This window comes from Hydrogenophaga sp. 2FB (assembly GCF_005503365.1).
Classification (GTDB): Bacteria; Pseudomonadota; Gammaproteobacteria; order Burkholderiales; family Burkholderiaceae_C; genus Hydrogenophaga.
On sequence record NZ_SCML01000068.1, the window covers coordinates 1 to 15,256 of the forward strand.

At 65.5% G+C, this 15,256-nt stretch carries 20 protein-coding genes; 14 read left to right on the forward strand and 6 right to left on the reverse strand.

The genetic code is table 11. The features are described 5' to 3' along the window. Both FFS09_RS27050 and FFS09_RS27055 read left to right on the forward strand, forming a co-directional pair. On the forward strand, positions 1-1,147 hold a 1,147-nt coding region (locus FFS09_RS27050; protein WP_252374540.1), incomplete at its 5' end, for a uroporphyrinogen-III C-methyltransferase. After that, positions 1,147-2,442 (forward strand): heme biosynthesis HemY N-terminal domain-containing protein, encoded by a 1,296-nt coding sequence (locus tag FFS09_RS27055; protein ID WP_354595901.1) that lies wholly within the window; start codon positions 1,147-1,149, stop codon positions 2,440-2,442. The genes FFS09_RS27050 and FFS09_RS27055, both read left to right, overlap by 1 nt. 6 nt (positions 2,443-2,448) lie before the next feature. On the opposite strand, the gene FFS09_RS27060 is transcribed toward FFS09_RS27055, so the two are convergent. After that, complete coding sequence (locus tag FFS09_RS27060) at positions 2,449-2,883, reverse strand: DUF1841 family protein (RefSeq protein WP_137922016.1); 435 nt, start codon at positions 2,881-2,883, stop codon at positions 2,449-2,451. Between the two features lie 70 nt (positions 2,884-2,953). Next, positions 2,954-3,592 carry a trimeric intracellular cation channel family protein gene (locus FFS09_RS27065; protein WP_137922017.1) on the reverse strand — a complete coding sequence of 213 codons (639 nt, stop codon included), beginning with the start codon at positions 3,590-3,592 and terminating at the stop codon, positions 2,954-2,956. Between the two features lie 17 nt (positions 3,593-3,609). Between FFS09_RS27065 and FFS09_RS27070 the strand changes: the two genes are divergently transcribed. The 3 genes from FFS09_RS27070 to FFS09_RS27080 all read left to right on the forward strand — a co-directional run bounded on the left by FFS09_RS27070 (position 3,610) and on the right by FFS09_RS27080 (position 5,569). Further along, positions 3,610-4,365, forward strand: coding sequence for a sulfite exporter TauE/SafE family protein (locus FFS09_RS27070; protein WP_137922018.1), 756 nt, complete (start codon positions 3,610-3,612; stop codon positions 4,363-4,365). Positions 4,366-4,431: 66 nt separating this feature from the next. After that, complete coding sequence (locus tag FFS09_RS27075; protein WP_137922019.1) at positions 4,432-5,049, forward strand: nucleotide-binding protein; 618 nt, start codon at positions 4,432-4,434, stop codon at positions 5,047-5,049. Positions 5,050-5,113: 64 nt separating this feature from the next. Continuing rightward, on the forward strand, positions 5,114-5,569 hold the full coding sequence (locus tag FFS09_RS27080; protein WP_137922020.1) for a MaoC family dehydratase: 456 nt from the start codon (positions 5,114-5,116) through the stop codon (positions 5,567-5,569). 15 nt (positions 5,570-5,584) lie between these two features. Here the strand turns inward: FFS09_RS27080 and FFS09_RS27085 are convergent, their stop codons facing one another. From FFS09_RS27085 to FFS09_RS27095, 3 genes are all read right to left on the reverse strand, one after another. Then, entirely contained in the window at positions 5,585-5,878 is a 294-nt protein-coding gene (locus tag FFS09_RS27085) for a hypothetical protein (RefSeq protein ID WP_212745169.1), read from the reverse strand. A gap of 141 nt (positions 5,879-6,019) precedes the next feature. Then, a complete protein-coding gene (trmL, locus tag FFS09_RS27090) occupies positions 6,020-6,517 on the reverse strand; it encodes a tRNA (uridine(34)/cytosine(34)/5-carboxymethylaminomethyluridine(34)-2'-O)-methyltransferase TrmL (protein WP_137922022.1) in 498 nt (165 codons plus the stop codon). 33 nt (positions 6,518-6,550) lie between these two features. Next, positions 6,551-7,273 carry a ComF family protein gene (locus FFS09_RS27095; RefSeq protein WP_137922023.1) on the reverse strand — a complete coding sequence of 241 codons (723 nt, stop codon included), beginning with the start codon at positions 7,271-7,273 and terminating at the stop codon, positions 6,551-6,553. Positions 7,274-7,363: 90 nt separating this feature from the next. Between FFS09_RS27095 and FFS09_RS27100 the strand changes: the two genes are divergently transcribed. The 7 genes from FFS09_RS27100 to FFS09_RS27125 all read left to right on the forward strand — a co-directional run bounded on the left by FFS09_RS27100 (position 7,364) and on the right by FFS09_RS27125 (position 13,453). After that, a complete protein-coding gene (locus tag FFS09_RS27100) occupies positions 7,364-8,233 on the forward strand; it encodes a methyltransferase domain-containing protein (RefSeq protein WP_137922024.1) in 870 nt (289 codons plus the stop codon). Between the two features lie 441 nt (positions 8,234-8,674). Next, positions 8,675-9,829 carry a cytochrome c oxidase subunit II gene (gene coxB / locus FFS09_RS27105; RefSeq protein WP_137922051.1) on the forward strand — a complete coding sequence of 385 codons (1,155 nt, stop codon included), beginning with the start codon at positions 8,675-8,677 and terminating at the stop codon, positions 9,827-9,829. Positions 9,830-9,870: 41 nt separating this feature from the next. Beyond that, a complete protein-coding gene (gene ctaD / locus FFS09_RS27110; RefSeq protein WP_137922025.1) occupies positions 9,871-11,496 on the forward strand; it encodes a cytochrome c oxidase subunit I in 1,626 nt (541 codons plus the stop codon). A gap of 28 nt (positions 11,497-11,524) precedes the next feature. Next, entirely contained in the window at positions 11,525-11,635 is a 111-nt protein-coding gene (locus tag FFS09_RS30940; protein ID WP_212745170.1) for a cytochrome oxidase small assembly protein, read from the forward strand. Positions 11,636-11,666: 31 nt separating this feature from the next. Next, complete coding sequence (locus tag FFS09_RS27115; protein ID WP_137922026.1) at positions 11,667-12,281, forward strand: cytochrome c oxidase assembly protein; 615 nt, start codon at positions 11,667-11,669, stop codon at positions 12,279-12,281. Between the two features lie 50 nt (positions 12,282-12,331). Beyond that, positions 12,332-12,502, forward strand: a complete 171-nt coding sequence (locus FFS09_RS27120) for a DUF2970 domain-containing protein (protein WP_354595902.1) — start codon at positions 12,332-12,334, stop codon at positions 12,500-12,502. A gap of 69 nt (positions 12,503-12,571) precedes the next feature. After that, the gene (locus FFS09_RS27125) at positions 12,572-13,453 is read left to right on the forward strand and encodes a cytochrome c oxidase subunit 3 (protein WP_137922028.1); all 882 of its coding nucleotides are present in this window, start codon (positions 12,572-12,574) and stop codon (positions 13,451-13,453) included. Positions 13,454-13,541: 88 nt separating this feature from the next. Here the strand turns inward: FFS09_RS27125 and FFS09_RS27130 are convergent, their stop codons facing one another. After that, complete coding sequence (locus tag FFS09_RS27130) at positions 13,542-13,775, reverse strand: twin transmembrane helix small protein (protein WP_137922029.1); 234 nt, start codon at positions 13,773-13,775, stop codon at positions 13,542-13,544. Positions 13,776-13,841: 66 nt separating this feature from the next. Here FFS09_RS27130 and FFS09_RS27135 point away from each other — a divergent pair, with 66 nt between their 5' ends. Continuing rightward, on the forward strand, positions 13,842-14,591 hold the full coding sequence (locus FFS09_RS27135; protein WP_137922030.1) for an SURF1 family protein: 750 nt from the start codon (positions 13,842-13,844) through the stop codon (positions 14,589-14,591). Continuing rightward, entirely contained in the window at positions 14,572-15,255 is a 684-nt protein-coding gene (locus FFS09_RS27140; RefSeq protein WP_137922031.1) for an SCO family protein, read from the forward strand. The genes FFS09_RS27135 and FFS09_RS27140 overlap by 20 nt, the downstream gene beginning before the upstream one ends. Position 15,256: the final 1 nt, after the last annotated feature.

The following is a 15,256-nucleotide window of genomic DNA, read 5'->3' on the forward strand; positions in this document are numbered from 1 at the left end:
CCTCCTCACCGCAGCACCCGTGCCTGCGCCCGCCACCGCCCCGGTGCCCGCCGCGCGACGCATCGGCATGGGCTTCACCTGGCTGGCCCTGCTCATCGCGGCGATCGCGCTGCTGCTCACCGGCATGCTGTGGCAAAAGCTCAGCTTCACGCAGCAGGAGCTGGCGCGCCGCAGCCAGGACACCATCGCACAGGCCGTGGAGGCGCGCACACTCGCTGCGCAAGCCGAAGCGCTGACGCAGGAGCTGCAGGCGCGCCTGGCCGTCGCCGAACTGCGCCTCTCCGAAGTCAGTCTGCAGCGCAGCCAGCTTGAAGAACTCATGCTCTCGCTCTCGCGCTCGCGCGACGACAACCTGGTGCAGGACCTCGAATCCGCATTGCGACTGGCGCAGCAACAGGCGCAACTCACCGGCAGCGCGCAGCCACTGGTGTCGGCCCTGCAAGCGGCCGACCTGCGCATCGCGCGCGCCGCGCAACCGCGGTTGAACCCGGTGCAGCGCGCCATCGGCCGCGACATTCAGCGCATCCGGGGCTCGGCCTTGACCGACATCCCCGCGCTCGTGCTGCAACTCGACGACCTGGCGCGCCAGGTGGACGAATGGCCCTTGTTGAACCAGGTGGGCCAGCCCGTGCTGGCGGCGCCCGCCAAGGCCGCCGCCGCCAAGGCGCGCAAAGGCGGCGTGGCGCCCGAGCCGGCGCCTGCCGCACCCGAGCCCGCACCAGACACCGCAGAGGCCACGAGCGGCCTCGACCGGAGCTGGAACAACGTGGCGGCGTGGTGGTCGTCGGCGTGGTCGCGCATCTGGGCCGACCTCACCCGCAGCGGCCGCGAGCTGGTGCGCGTGAGCCGCATCGACCGGCCCGAGGCGATCCTGCTCGCGCCCGACCAGGCCCTCTTCATGCGTGAGAACCTCAAGCTCAAACTGCTCAACGCACGCCTGGGCCTGCTGGCACGCCACATGCAGGCCAGCCAGGCCGACCTGATGGCCGTCGAAGCCGCGTTGGGGCGCTATTTCGACACGACTTCGCCACGCGTCACCACGGCGCAGGCCGCGCTCGCGCGCCTGCGCAAAGACCTTGTCGACAGCGATCTGCCGCGGCCCGAGGAAACCCTCACGGCGCTGGCCGCTGCCGCAGGGGGACGCTGATGCCCGCGCGTTTTGGTGGTGCCATGCGCAGCGTGTTCTGGTTGCTCGCGCTCGCTGCGCTGGCCGTGGCGCTGGCGCTGCTGGTCGGTCACAACGAGTCCACGCTCACGCTGTTCTGGCCGCCCTACCGTTTCGACGTCTCCTTCAACTTCGTCGTCTTCTGCCTGATCGCTGGCTTCGTGCTGTTGCACGCCGCGCTGCGCGCGCTGTCCTTGCTGCGCGACCTGCCCGCGCAGGCCCAGCGCTGGCGCAGCCAGCAGATGGAGCGCTCGGTGGTGGGCATGGTCATGGACGCGCTGTCGCTCCAGCTGGCGGGCCGTTTCGTGCGCGCGCAGTCGTCGGCGCAGCAGGCCATCGATCAACTCAAGAACGTGCCCCCCGGGCAGTGGCCGCGGCGCGACCAGCTCCAGTTGCTCGCGCACCTGCTGCTCGCAGAGAGCGCCCAGGCTTTGCAGAACCGCGAACGGCGCGATGAAAACCTGCAAGCCGCGCTGAGCCCAAAGCTGTCGAAAAGCGCGCCCGATGCCCACGAAGGTGCGCTGTTGCGCGCGGTGCGCTGGTCCGTGGAGGACCGCGACGCCGACGCCGCGCGCGCGCGCCTGGCCGAGTTGCCGCAGGGTGCGGGCCGGCGCATCCAGGCGCTGCGCCTGCGGTTGCGCGTCGCCCGGCTCGGGGGTGCCACCACCGAAGCCCTCGAAACCGCGCGCCTGCTGGCCAAACACCGCGCCTTCTCGCCCGAGGCCTCGCGCAGCATCGTGCGCGGTCTGGCGCTCGATGCCCTGCGCGAAGCTCATGACCTGGCGCAGCTCGTGGACGTCTGGAACGGTCTGGATGCGACCGAGCGCGCCATGCCCGAGCTGGCGCTGGCCGCGGCGCGCCGCGCCAACCAACTCGCGGTGAGCGAATCGGAACAGGCCGATGCCCACACACGCGTGCGCGCCTGGCTCGAACCCTTGTGGGCCGGACTTGACGCGCTGGACCCGTCCCAGCAGCGCACGCTGGTGATGGCGGCGGAGCCGGGCCTGGTCGAGATCGATGCCGCAGGGCTTGCGCGGCTGGAACACCTGCAACGCCAATGGCCGCAGAACGGGTTTTTGCAGTACCTGACCGGGCAGGCCTGCATGCAACGCCAACTCTGGGGCAAGGCTGCGCAAATGCTGGGCATGGCCAGCCACAGCCTCTCCGACCCTGCGCTGCTGCGCCGCACCTGGCGCGCCCTGGCCTTGCTGGCCGAGGAGCGCGAAGACGTCGAAGCGGCTCAGGCCGCCTGGAAGCGGGCCGCGTTGCTGGACTGAGATCTCTCAGTCTTTTGTCGCGCGGCGTCGCACTGCGTCGATGTAAGCCTGCCCGTCGGGCGGCCGCCCGGCACGCTGGCTCTCCCACAGCATGGTGCCCAGGCACTCCATCACCTCGTGGTGCGCGGCATGCAGGTCACCGCGCCGCGCGGCCAGCAATTCCACGGCCTGGCGAATGCCGGGGGGCTGGTCGATGCTGCACTGCTCGCTGATCGACAGGTGCATGGACAGGTGCAGGAAGGGGTTGTCGCGCGCGGTATCCGCTTCGCCCAGACGCGCCAGGGCCGCGTCGACGTCGGCCAGTTCGGCGTGGTGCTCGGGATGCTCCGCGATCCACTGGCCGGCCAGTGTCTCGATGGCTTCCATGGGTTGCTGTTGCAGGCGTTTGGCGTGTACAGCGCAGAAAAACCGACGCACGTCGGCCTGGGTGGGGTTGAACATGGTGGGGAATTGTCCCGCATGCTGCCCGCCCTTGTGCGGGGCTGGTTACAGTCCTTGGCTGTGCATGCGCTCAAAACTTCCACATCGGCAACTGCCAGTTGCGCCACAGGGCCAGGGCGCGAAGCCCCGCAGTGACCAGAACGCATGCCACCAACGCCAGCCACCCCGGCACCTGCAGGTGCCACAGGCCCACGTACAACCAGCCGCCCGCGAATGCGCACAGCGCGTAGGGCCGGTGGTCGCGAAACGCGGTGGGGATCTGGTTGCACACCACGTCCCGCAGAACCCCGCCGAACACGCCCGTGATCAGGCCCATGAGCACCGCCACCAGCGCGGGCATTTGCAGCAACAGCGCCTGGTGCACGCCCGTGGCGGTGAACAGGCCCAGGCCGAAGGCATCGGGCCACTGGATCGCGCGCTCGGTCAGTCCAACGTGTTGTTGGCGCAGGAACACCATGGCCAGCACGCACAGCCCGAGCACGCCCCACAACATCTCCACATGCTGAACCCAGAAGAAAGGCCGCTGATCGAGCAGCAGATCGCGCAGCGTGCCGCCCCCGAACGCGGCCAGAAAGCCCACCACCGCCACACCCACCGCATCGAGCCGCGTGCGCGCGCCCATGAGGATGCCCGAGAGCGCGAACGCGGCCGTGGCCGCCAGCTCCACCAGCAAGCGCACCGACTCACCCCAGAATTGAACGTTTTGCATCGCCGGATTGTCGTCCCATGTTCCTGATCACCGACCCCACCTTTTATGCCGTCGCGATTCCCGCGGTGCTGCTGCTGGGCATCAGCAAGAGTGGCTTCGGCGCGGGCTTTGGCTCGCTGGCCGTGCCCTTGATGGCGATGGCCGTGACAGTGCCGCAGGCCGCGGCCATTCTCATGCCGGTGTTGTTGCTCATGGACCTGCTGGGCATGGCGGCATTTCGAAAGAACGTGGACCGGCGCTTGCTGATGTTCATGCTGCCGCCGGGCCTGCTGGGCATCGTGGTGGGCGCATTGCTGTTCAGGGAGCTCGACCCGAAGGTGGTGGCGGGGATCGTTGGCGTGGTGACGCTGCTGTTCCTGGCGCAGCGCCTGGTGTTTCCGCCGCGAGCGGACAGCAAGCCGCCCCCGAAGTGGGTGGGTCTGCTGCTCTCGTGCACCTCCGGTTTCACCAGCTTCATCGCCCATGCGGGCGGGCCGCCGATCAATGCCTATGTGATTCCGCTGCGCCTGTCGCCGGTGGTCTTTTCCGGCACCCTGGCCTTCTTCTTTTTCTTCATGAACCTGTCCAAGTGGATTCCGTACGCGTGGTTGGGACTGCTCGACGTGAACAACATGCTGACGTCACTGGCGCTGCTGCCGTTCGCCCCGCTGGGCGTCTGGGCGGGCGTGCGCATTGCCCATCGGATCAAGCCCCAACTGTTCTATCGGCTGCTCTACCTCGGGATGTTCCTCACGGGCTGCAAACTGGTGTGGGACGCGGTGGCGATAACATAGGGGCTCGATCCCGTCCTCCCCCACCGAGCTGTTCTCGTGGGGCGTCCGCACAACAAGGAGCCTCGTATGCCCGTCGTGTTGGTTGCCAATCCCAAAGGAGGCGTGGGCAAGTCCACGCTGTCGACCAACGTGGCAGGGTACTTCGCCCGCAAGGGGCGCTCCGTCATGCTGGGCGACGCGGATCGGCAGCAGTCGTCGGCGCTGTGGCTCAAGCTGCGGCCGCCCGAGGCGCGGCCGATCCAGACCTGGGATGTGTCCGAGGACCTGATCGCGCGCCCGCCCAAGGACGTCACCCACGTCGTGCTCGACACCCCTGCCGGCATGCACGGCACGCGCCTGAAAGAGGTGCTCAAGGTTGCCGACAAGGTCCTGGTGCCGCTGCAGCCCAGCATCTTCGACATCTACGCCACGCGCGCATTCATCGATGAGCTGGCCGAATCCCGCCGAGCCGGCAAGCTGCAGGTCGGCATCGTCGGCATGCGGGTGGACATGCGCACCATTGCCGCCGACAAGCTGGGTGAATTTCTGACCGGCCTGGGCCTGCCGGTGCTCGGCGCCTTGCGCGACACCCAGAACTACGTGCACCTCGCCGCGCGCGGCCTCACGTTGTTCGACGTGGCACCCAGCCGGGTGGAGAAGGACGTGAACCAGTGGCAGGGCATCTGCGACTGGCTCGACCGCTGACCACGCCGCGTTCTGTCGCCGGCCCGACAGGCGTGGCCTTGGGGCCCGCGCTACAGTGAGCCGCATGAAAAAAATCGAATCCCTGGCCGCGCTCGCGGCCTGTGTGGGCCAGGAAGTGGCCGTCAGCGATTGGGTCACCATCACCCAGGAGCAAGTCAACCGCTTTGCCGAGGCCACGGGCGACCACCAATGGATTCATGTGGACGTGGAGCGTGCCAAGGCGGGGCCCTTCGGCGGCCCCATTGCCCACGGCTTTCTGACGTTGTCGTTGTTGCCGGTGTTTTTTGAATCCGCATTCACCATCGGCGATTCGCGCATGGGTGTGAACTACGGCTTGAACCGCGTGCGTTTCACCGCGCCGGTGCCGGTGGGCAGCCGCGTGCGCGCGCGCCTCACGCTGCAAGCCTGCGAGCCCATCGAACAGGGCGGGCAACAGATGACCTGGGCGGTGGTGGTGGAGCGCGAAGGGGCGGAAAAGCCGGTGTGCTTCGCAGAATCGCTGGTGCGTCAGTACCCCTGAGCGAGGGCAGACGACTTATTTGATGCGCACGAGCTGCTTGGGCTCGAGCCAGCCCTCGAAGCTGTGGATGAGGGTGTTGATGCGGCGCGCGGCGACCGATTGATCGTGCCGCTGGGAGATCAGCTGGTAGGCGTCGTTGCGCAGCAGCCAGAGTTCCAGAGGGGTGCGTGCCTCGTCGATCTTCTTGCGCAGGCGTTGCGCGGACTCGCTCGTGCAATCGTCAATGCTGCGCTCCAGCTGGCGCCGGATCTGGGCCAGATCTTTGAGGCTGGCGGTTCGGGCAGACCGCTGCCGGGGTGCGAGGTTCACGCGGAGCATCCGTGTGAGGGCGTTGATCAAGTGGGTCTCCATGCTTCCTTCTGGGGAAAACGCAACGCCCTGGCTTGTGACTGGGGCTTGGATCAGGCGAACAGGGTGATGGTGCGTGCGAACCACAGCGCCTGATTTTCGCTACCCGCCGTCTGCGTGACCTGCATCACGGAAGGGCACGGCAAACTGCAATTGGCGCCAGGCCTCAAACACCGTGACCGCCACGGCGTTGGACAGGTTGAGGCTGCGTTGGCCGGCCACCATGGGCAAGCGCAGGCGCTGGGTGGGCGCAAACGATTCGCGCAAAGGCTCCGACAAGCCGCGCGTTTCCGAGCCGAACACCAGCCAGTCGCCAGCCTGAAAGCGGTTGTCGAACACGCTGTGGCTGCCGCGGGTGGTGAAGGCGAACATGCGTTGCGGATCGGGCGATTCGGCGCGCAGGAAGCTGGGCCAGTCGGCGTGGCGGCGCAGGTCGGCGTACTCGTGGTAGTCGAGTCCGGCCCGGCGCATGTGTTTGTCGTCCATTGAAAACCCCAGCGGCTCGATGAGGTGCAGCGTGCAGCCGGTGTTGGCGCTGAGCCGGATCACGTTGCCCGTGTTGGGCGGAATCTCGGGCTCGACAAGAACGATATGGAACATGGAAGCGGTATAGGTTTGCGCGGGCGACGGAGCTTACGCGGTGTTGGGGGGTGCCGTGCGCGCGAACACCATGGCGCTGACCTGGGCGGCACCGGCCTGCCGAAGCGCGTGGGCCGCCGCGTGCAGGGTAGCGCCTGTGGTCATCACGTCATCCACGAGCAGGACATGGGCCTGTTCGATCAGATGGAGGCGTTGCGGGTGGGGCGCAAACACACCCTGCAGGTTCTGCAGGCGCTGCTCGCGCGCGAGGCTGTGCTGATCGGGGGTTTCCAGCAACCGCACGAGCACGTCGGCCTGAACCGCCACATCGTGAGGGAGCCCGCGGCGCAACGCTTTCACGAGTTCCCAGGCCTGGTTGTATCCGCGATGGGCGAGTCGCGCCGGGGTGAGCGGCACGGGCACCACCAGGTCGCACCGTGAGAGCAACTCGGCCGCTTGCGGTGCGCACAGCATCCGGCGCGCAAAGGGGCCGGCCCAACCGGGTTCGTTGCGAAACTTGAAACGGGCGATCAAGTCGTTCCATGGATAGGCGTAGTCCACCGCCGCCACGCAGGCCTGCAGCGGCGCGGGTTGCTTCAGGCAGGCGCCGCACAGCGGTGTGCCCGTGAGCAAGGGCGCCGCGCAACCGGCGCAGCGCTGGCGTTCGCCCTGAAAGCGCTCGGCGCAGGCGCCGCACACCGCGCTGGACGGCCACGCACCGCACACCTGGCAGATGCCGGGCAGGGAATTCCACAGAGCACGCCAGGGAGTGAACATGGGGCCAATATACTGGGACGCCCCATTGGTCCGGCCCCGCCCGCTTGTTGTTTGAACGCCTCCACTTCCCCTGAAACCCCCGTGCCGGGCATGGACCCCGTGGCCGCCTTGCGCTGGCTGCGGCGTGCGGTGTCCACCAGTCCCTGGCTGCACGAAGAAGTGGCCTCGCGCATGGTCGAGCGCTTGAAATGGTTTCGCGAGCCGCCGTCGAGCTGGATGCATTGGGAACCCGTGAACGGCGGACTGGTGGCACACCGGCAGATTCGCGCGCAGTTGCCCGATGCACCGTGCCATGTCGCGGCGCAGCGCCTGCCGCAAGCGCTGGAGGCCACGCGGGAAGCCGGCGCGTCGGCCTGGAATCCCTTGAGTTGGGGGCGGGGCAAAGGCCCGCAGGCCGCCAACGACAACACGCGTGTGCGCATGTTGTGGGCCAACATGGCCCTGCACATGGAGTCGCGCCCCCAAACCCTGCTCAAACGCTGGAACGCGCACATCGAAACCGACGGCTTTCTGATGTTTTCCTGCCTCGGACCCGACAGCTTGCGCGAATTGCGCGCTGTGTACGCGCAGCAGGGCTGGCCTGCGCCATCCCATGCGTTCACCGACATGCACGACTGGGGCGACATGCTGGTGCACGGCGGCTTTGCCGAACCGGTGATGGACATGGAGCGCATCACCTTGTCGTACAGCGGCGCCGAGCCCCTGCTGGCCGAATTGCGTAGTTTGGGACGCAACCTGTTTGCCGAGCGCTTTCCCGCCTGTCGGTCGCGCCACTGGCGTGCCCAGTTGTGCGAAGCGATTGAAACGGGCCTGCCGCGTGCAGCCGATGGCCGGTTGTTGCTGACCTTCGAAATCATCTACGGCCACGCATTCAAGCCCGTTCCGCGGGTGCCGATGGGGCCGTCCACCGCCGTCCCGATGGAAGACATGCGCGCGATGCTGCGTGGCCGCAGGGGCTGACCCTCGCATTGTTCGAGTCGGATGTGCCGGCTTTATCGGGAGGCGGCGATGCGCTCGCCGCTACAATTGGCGGCGATCCAGATTTCAAGGGTGTTTTCCCTGCGTCAACGCGCGCGCCTCATGTGGCCGAGCGCGGCTTGAACCGGTGGTGGGTGGTGAGCCTGGCCTCCAACGCTTTCCGTTTCGCAACCCCACCTGACCAAGGCAGGGTGTGGTCGCTGAAACGAACCGTTCGGTGGCGCTCGCACAACCGGGATGGCGCTTGCCTCCATGTGTCTGTCTGTTCGCTCGTTGCGTGTCTCGTGACGGTGGGTTTTGGGTGGGTGAGCCCGGAAAATTTGTTCTAATCGGCATTGATATAAATCAATACTTATATTTGAGGCGCTTAAAGTGAGTACGACGAATAAAAAGGTGCATTCCCTACGAAACCGGTGGACCGCAATCCGCGCTGTGGGCACCACGCTGGCGTTGGGCGCAGGCGCCTGGACCACGGTCGCTGCTCAGGCGGTGAAGGATCTGGCCGGTGGCCCTGCGGTCAACCAGCTGAACTTCCATCCGCCGGTGACGCGCATCGCCGAGGAACAGCACTGGCTGCACTGGTTCATGATGATCTTGTGCACCGTCATCTTCCTCATCGTCTTTGGCGTGATGTTCTATTCCATCGTCAAGCACCGCAAGTCGGCCGGGCACAAGGCCGAGGCGCTGCCAGAGCCGATCTGGGTGGAGCTGGGCTGGACCATCATCCCCTTCTTCATCGTCATCGGCATGGCGCTGCCCGCCACCAAGGTGCTGGTGGCCCAGAAAGACACCACCAACAGCGACCTGACCATCAAGGCCACGGGCATGCAGTGGAAGTGGGGCTATGACTACATCAAGGGCGAAGGCGAGGGCATTGGCTTCCTCTCCACCCTGGACAACAACCAGCGCGTGATGTCCAACAGCGGCAAGCCCGAAGCCACCGACGACTACCTGCTCAAGGTCGACAACCCGCTCGTCGTGCCGGTGAACAAGAAGATCCGCATCATCACCACGGCCAACGACGTGATCCACGCCTGGATGGTCCCCGCCTTCGGCGTGAAGCAGGATGCCATCCCCGGTTTCGTGCGCGACACCTGGTTCCGCGCGGAAAAAACCGGCGACTTCTACGGCCAGTGCGCCGAGCTCTGCGGCAAGGAACACGCCTACATGCCGATCCACGTGAAGGTGGTGAGCGCTGAGGAATACACCGCCTGGGTGACCGGACGCCAGAAGGCCATGGCCGCTGCCGCCGATGACCCGAACAAGGTCTGGACGCTGGCCGATCTGGTCAAACGTGGCGAATCCGTGTACGCCGCCAATTGCGCCGCGTGCCACCAGGCCAATGGCAAGGGCGCTGGTCCGATCAAGCCGCTCGATGGTTCCGCGATCGTGACCGACAAGGATCACGCCAAGATGATCAACGTGGTGCTCCATGGCGCCGCCGGCGGTGCCATGCCTTCATGGAAGCAGCTCTCCGATACCGAGCTGGCCGCGGTGATGACCTACGCGAAGAACAACTGGTCGAACAAGACCGAGCAGATCGTGCAACCGGCCGAAGTGCTGGCTGCCCGCAAGTGATCTGTTTGACAGAAAAATATTGAGTCTCAAAGGAATCGACCATGAGTGCAGTTCTTGACCACCACGGTGCACACGGCCACGACGACCACGATCACCACCACGCCCCTGTGGGCTGGCGTCGCTGGGTCTATGCCACCAACCACAAAGACATCGGCACGCTGTACCTGCTGTTCGCCTTCACCATGCTGATGATCGGCGGCGTCCTGGCGCTGCTGATCCGCGCCGAGCTGTTCCAGCCCGGCCTGCAACTGGTCAACCCCGAGCTGTTCAACCAGCTCACCACCATGCACGGCCTGATCATGGTGTTCGGCGCCATCATGCCGGCCTTCGTGGGCTTCGCGAACTGGATGATCCCGCTGCAGATCGGCGCGGGCGACATGGCCTTCGCGCGGATGAACAACTTCAGCTTCTGGCTGATGATCCCCGCGGCCATCATGCTCGTGGCGTCGTTCTTCATGCCTGGTGGCGCACCCGCCGCCGGCTGGACGCTCTACGCGCCGCTGACGCTGCAGATGGGCCCTTCAATGGATGCCGGCATTTTTGCCATGCACATCCTGGGCGCGTCGTCGATCATGGGTTCGATCAACATCATCGTGACCATCCTGAACATGCGCGCGCCCGGCATGACGCTGATGAAGATGCCCATGTTCTGCTGGACCTGGCTCATCACCGCCTACCTGCTGATCGCCGTGATGCCCGTGCTGGCTGGCGCGATCACCATGACGCTGACCGACCGCCACTTCGGCACGAGCTTCTTCAACCCCGCTGGCGGCGGCGACCCGGTGATGTACCAGCACATCTTCTGGTTCTTCGGCCACCCCGAGGTGTACATCATGATCTTGCCGGCCTTCGGCATCGTGAGCCAGGTCGTGCCCGCCTTCGCGCGCAAGAAGCTGTTCGGCTACGCCTCCATGGTGTACGCCACCGGTTCCATCGCCATTCTGTCCTTCGTCGTGTGGGCGCACCACATGTTCACCACCGGCATGCCGGTGACGGGCCAGCTGTTCTTCATGTACTCCACCATGTTGATCGCCGTGCCCACGGGCGTGAAGATCTTCAACTGGGTCGCGACCATGTGGAAGGGCTCGATGACGTTCGAAACCCCCATGCTGTGGGCTGTCGGCTTCATCTTCGTCTTCACCGTGGGCGGGTTCACGGGCCTGATCCTGTCGGTCGCACCGATCGACATCCAGATGCAGGACACCTACTACGTGGTGGCGCACTTCCACTACGTGCTGGTGGCGGGTTCGCTGTTCGCCATGTTCTCCGGCATCTACTACTGGCTGCCCAAATGGACTGGCGTGATGTACAGCGAAACGCGCGGCAAGATCCACTTCTGGTGGTCGATGATCTCGTTCAACATCACCTTCTTCCCGATGCACTTCCTGGGCCTGGCCGGCATGCCACGCCGCTACGCCGACTACCCGATGCAGTTCGCCGACTTCAACGCGATCGCCTCGGTCGGCGCGCTCGGTTTCGGTCTGGCGCAGGTGTACTTCTTTGTGTCCGTGATCATTCCCGCCATGCGTGGCAAGGGCGAGAAGGCCCCGCAGAACCCCTGGGAGGGTGCCGTGGGCCTGGAGTGGGAAGTGCCGTCGCCGGCGCCGTTCCACACCTTCGAAAACCCACCCAAGCTCGACGCCACCGCCACCAAGGTGATTGGCTGAGTTGATGCGAACATTGGTTGAACACGCGATGACACCCGAACAAAAGAAGAGCAACCGCCGCCTGGGTCTGATCCTGGCGTCGGTGGCGATCGTGTTTTTCATCGGGTTCATCGGCAAACGGTTCCTGTTCGGCCTCTGAGGTCGGCAGTCCGACAGACTGGAATATCGACGTGGCACTTCGACGCGACAACCTCAACATGGTGGGCAAGCTCTGCGTGATCGCGCTGGGCATGTTTGCCTTCGGGTATGCGCTGGTGCCGATCTACCGCCACATCTGCGAAGCCCTGGGCATCAATGTGCTGGCGGTCTCGGAGTTGCGTGTGCCCGGCGCCCCGAATCTGCCCGCGAACACGCAGGTGGACCGCACGCGCACCATCAGCGTCGAGTTCGACACCAACACCCGTGGTCCCTGGCACTTCAAGCCTGCCGTGCGTTCGCTGCAGGTGCACCCGGGCGAGCTGACCACGGTGATGTACGAATTCCAGAACATCCAGAACCGCACCATGGCGGCACAGGCGGTGCCCAGTTACGCGCCCAAGCAGGCCGCGGCGCACTTCAACAAGCTGGAGTGTTTTTGCTTCACGCAGTACACGCTGCAACCCGGCGAGAAGAAGGAATGGCCTGTGGCGTTCGTGATCGACCCACGGCTGTCCAAGGACGTGACCACCATCACCCTGTCCTACACCTTCTTCGAAGTGGGTGGCAAGGTGCCGGCCGCGCCGACCACCGACGCCGCGCCGCAAGCCAAAAGCCCTGAACCGCTCAAGCCGACGGGGGACGTATGAACACACCGACACCCTCTGATCCTCAGGATTCCCGGCGCAAAGGTACTTTCATGGACACGGTCAGGGCCGTGGCATGGGGCTTTCTGGGCATCCGTCGCAATGCCGACTACCAGAAGGACATTTCCAAGCTCAACCCCCTGCACCTGATGGCGGTGGGCGTGGGTATGGCGCTCCTCTTCGTGCTGGTGTTGATCCTGGTGGTGAACTGGGTTGTCGGTTGAGACACGGCACAGCAAGACGATTTTTGATTCTTTGATATTAGATACAAGCGAAAGCAAACAGGAGTGAGCATGTCAGCAACAACACAAGGCACGACGCCCTACTACTTTGTTCCCGGTCCGTCGCGCCACCCGGTGATGGCCGCCATCGGTCTCTTCTTCGTCATCCTGGGCGCCGGTCAGTGGGTCAACGGCCACGGCTGGGGTGCTTACTCGCTGGCATTCGGCCTGGTGTTCTGGCTGTTCGTGCTGTTCCAGTGGTTCAGCGAGTCGGTGCACGAAAGCGAGACCGGCATGTACGGCCGCAAGATCGACCTCTCGTTCCGCTGGAGCATGAGCTGGTTCATCTTCTCCGAAGTGATGTTCTTCGGTGCTTTCTTCACCGCCCTGTGGTGGACCCGCACGCACTCGGTGCCGGCGCTGGGCAGCATTGAAAACTCGCTGATCTGGCCCGATTTCACCGCCGTGTGGCCGAGCCTTCAGGCCGGTGCGACCGCGTCGCCGGGTGGCATCGTTGATCCCTTCCAGACGATGGGCCCGTTCTGGCTGCCCACCATCAACACCGCGCTGCTGCTGACCTCGGGCGTCACGCTGACCATTGCCCACCACGCCCTGCAAGTGGGCAACCGCGGCAAGACCATCGCCTTCATGTGGATGACGGTGGTGTTGGGTATCGTGTTCCTGTGCGTTCAAGGCTATGAGTACGCCCATGCCTACGCCGACCTGAACCTCAAGCTCTCGTCGGGCGTGTTCGGTTCCACCTTCTTCATGCTCACTGGCTTCCACGGTTTTCACGTGTTCGTCGGTATGTTGATGCTGCTGTTCATCACCCTGCGCCTGCAGAAGGGCCACTTCACCGCCGAGCGCCACTTCGGCTTCGAAGGCGCTGCCTGGTACTGGCACTTCGTGGACGTGGTGTGGCTGGGCCTGTACATCCTCGTCTACTGGATGTAAACGGTCATGGTGGTTGATCCACCTTGCTCGGGCCTCCAACACAAAAAAGCGCCGAGAGGCGCTTTTTTGCTGACCGGGCCTGATCGACCTAACCGCGCAGCGGCAACCCGGTCGGCTGTATCCAGCCCATCAGGTAGCTGATGAGCACCACCACGAAGAGCAGGATGGAAAACCCGACCCGAAACGCCAGCGCCCGTGCCATGTGGTTCTTGCGCGGCGTGCCGTCTTCCTCGGTGTCGCTGCCGCCGCGCATCATGTACACCAGGGCGGCGGCGAGACTTCCAATGATGGCAACGAATGCCGCGATGACCAGGTACTTCATGCGCCTCATTATCCGCGTCCACGGCACCGCCCGATGCCACGCACGGGCCTGCAAGAAGGGCGAGGCATGAACGTGCAACGCTCGACCTGGCGCTTCTGGATCGTGACGGCCGCGACCGCGCTCACCATGGCCGCAACCGCCTCGCTGGGCCTGTGGCAACTGGACCGCGCGGTGCAGAAGCTGGCCTTGCAGGCGCTGGTCGACGAGCGCGGTGCGCTGGCGGCCTGGAGCACCCGCGATCTGCTGGACGCGGCAGATCCGCAGGTGGGTGTGCACCGCCCGGTGCGCCTGGCGGGCACCTGGGTGCCCGGTCACACCGTGTTTCTCGACAACCGCCAGATGAACACGCGGGTGGGCTTCTTCGTGCTCACCCCGCTGCGGCTGGACGGCAGCGAGCGCGTGGTGCTGGTGCAGCGTGGCTGGGTGCCGCGCGACTTCAACGACCGCACCCAGGTGCCCGATGTCGCTACCCCCGAAGGCCGTATCCAGCTCGAAGGCCGATTGGCCCCGCCCCCCGGCAAGCTATACCAGCTGGGCGACGCCGGCGCGGGAACGATCCGGCAAAATATCGACCTCACAGCCTACGCGCAGGAAACCGGGCTGCCCCTGCTGGGCGTGTCCGTTCTGCAGACCGATGCCACCGCCGATGACGGCCTGTTGCGCGAATGGCCGCGCTTCGCGGTCGACGTGAGCAAGCACCATGGCTACGCCTTCCAGTGGTTTGCGCTCTGTGCCCTCGCGGGCTTGCTCTATCTCTGGTTCCAAATTCTCTCTCCCCGCCGAAAGCGCAGACCCCATGGCACAGACGCCCGATGAACCTCTGACCCTGACCGTGCACAGCCTGCCGCAACTGGACCAGGCCAGCGCCGATGCCGCCGCCAGCACGCGCAAGGGCCGCTGGAAGATGCTGGGCGTGCTGCTGGTGTGTGCCGCGCCCGTCATTGCCTCGTACCTCGCCTACTACGTGATCCGCCCGGAGGGCCGCCGCAACTACGGCGAGCTGATCGACCCGCAGCGCCCGATGCCCGCCTGGACCGGTATCGACGCGCAGGGGCGTACCGTGCCCTTGACCTCGCTGAAAGACCAATGGCTGCTCGTGAGCGTGGCCGACAGCACGTGCAACGATGCCTGCGTGGAACACCTGTACCTGCAGCGCCAGCTGCGTGAAACGCTGGGGCGCGAAAAGGAACGGCTGGACTGGGTCTGGCTGCGCACCGGCGACGCGGCCGTGTCCGAGGCCTTGCAGAAGGCCACCGCGGCCGCGCAGGTGCTGCAGGTGGATGCCCAGGCCGTGGCGGCCTGGTTGCAACCCGCGCCTGGCCAGAAGATCGAAGACCACCTGTACGTGGTCGACCCGCTGGGCAACTGGATGATGCGTTTCCCCGCCAAGCTCGACCCCGCGCAGGCCAAACGCGACCTTGGCCAACTGCTGCGCGCCTCGGCCTTCTGGGACAAAGAAGGACGCGCCGTGGCGCACTGAC

Coding starts and splice junctions, on each gene's coding strand:
- FFS09_RS27055 (WP_354595901.1), top strand. CDS start 1,147: ATGCCCGCGCGTTTTGGTGGTGCCATGCGCAGCGTGTTCTGGTTGCTC.
- FFS09_RS27060 (WP_137922016.1), bottom strand. CDS start 2,883: ATGTTCAACCCCACCCAGGCCGACGTGCGTCGGTTTTTCTGCGCTGTA.
- FFS09_RS27065 (WP_137922017.1), bottom strand. CDS start 3,592: ATGCAAAACGTTCAATTCTGGGGTGAGTCGGTGCGCTTGCTGGTGGAG.
- FFS09_RS27070 (WP_137922018.1), top strand. CDS start 3,610: ATGTTCCTGATCACCGACCCCACCTTTTATGCCGTCGCGATTCCCGCG.
- FFS09_RS27075 (WP_137922019.1), top strand. CDS start 4,432: ATGCCCGTCGTGTTGGTTGCCAATCCCAAAGGAGGCGTGGGCAAGTCC.
- FFS09_RS27080 (WP_137922020.1), top strand. CDS start 5,114: ATGAAAAAAATCGAATCCCTGGCCGCGCTCGCGGCCTGTGTGGGCCAG.
- trmL (WP_137922022.1), bottom strand. CDS start 6,517: ATGTTCCATATCGTTCTTGTCGAGCCCGAGATTCCGCCCAACACGGGC.
- FFS09_RS27095 (WP_137922023.1), bottom strand. CDS start 7,273: ATGTTCACTCCCTGGCGTGCTCTGTGGAATTCCCTGCCCGGCATCTGC.
- FFS09_RS27100 (WP_137922024.1), top strand. CDS start 7,364: ATGGACCCCGTGGCCGCCTTGCGCTGGCTGCGGCGTGCGGTGTCCACC.
- ctaD (WP_137922025.1), top strand. CDS start 9,871: ATGAGTGCAGTTCTTGACCACCACGGTGCACACGGCCACGACGACCAC.
- FFS09_RS30940 (WP_212745170.1), top strand. CDS start 11,525: ATGACACCCGAACAAAAGAAGAGCAACCGCCGCCTGGGTCTGATCCTG.
- FFS09_RS27120 (WP_354595902.1), top strand. CDS start 12,332: ATGGACACGGTCAGGGCCGTGGCATGGGGCTTTCTGGGCATCCGTCGC.
- FFS09_RS27125 (WP_137922028.1), top strand. CDS start 12,572: ATGTCAGCAACAACACAAGGCACGACGCCCTACTACTTTGTTCCCGGT.
- FFS09_RS27130 (WP_137922029.1), bottom strand. CDS start 13,775: ATGAAGTACCTGGTCATCGCGGCATTCGTTGCCATCATTGGAAGTCTC.
- FFS09_RS27135 (WP_137922030.1), top strand. CDS start 13,842: ATGAACGTGCAACGCTCGACCTGGCGCTTCTGGATCGTGACGGCCGCG.
- FFS09_RS27140 (WP_137922031.1), top strand. CDS start 14,572: ATGGCACAGACGCCCGATGAACCTCTGACCCTGACCGTGCACAGCCTG.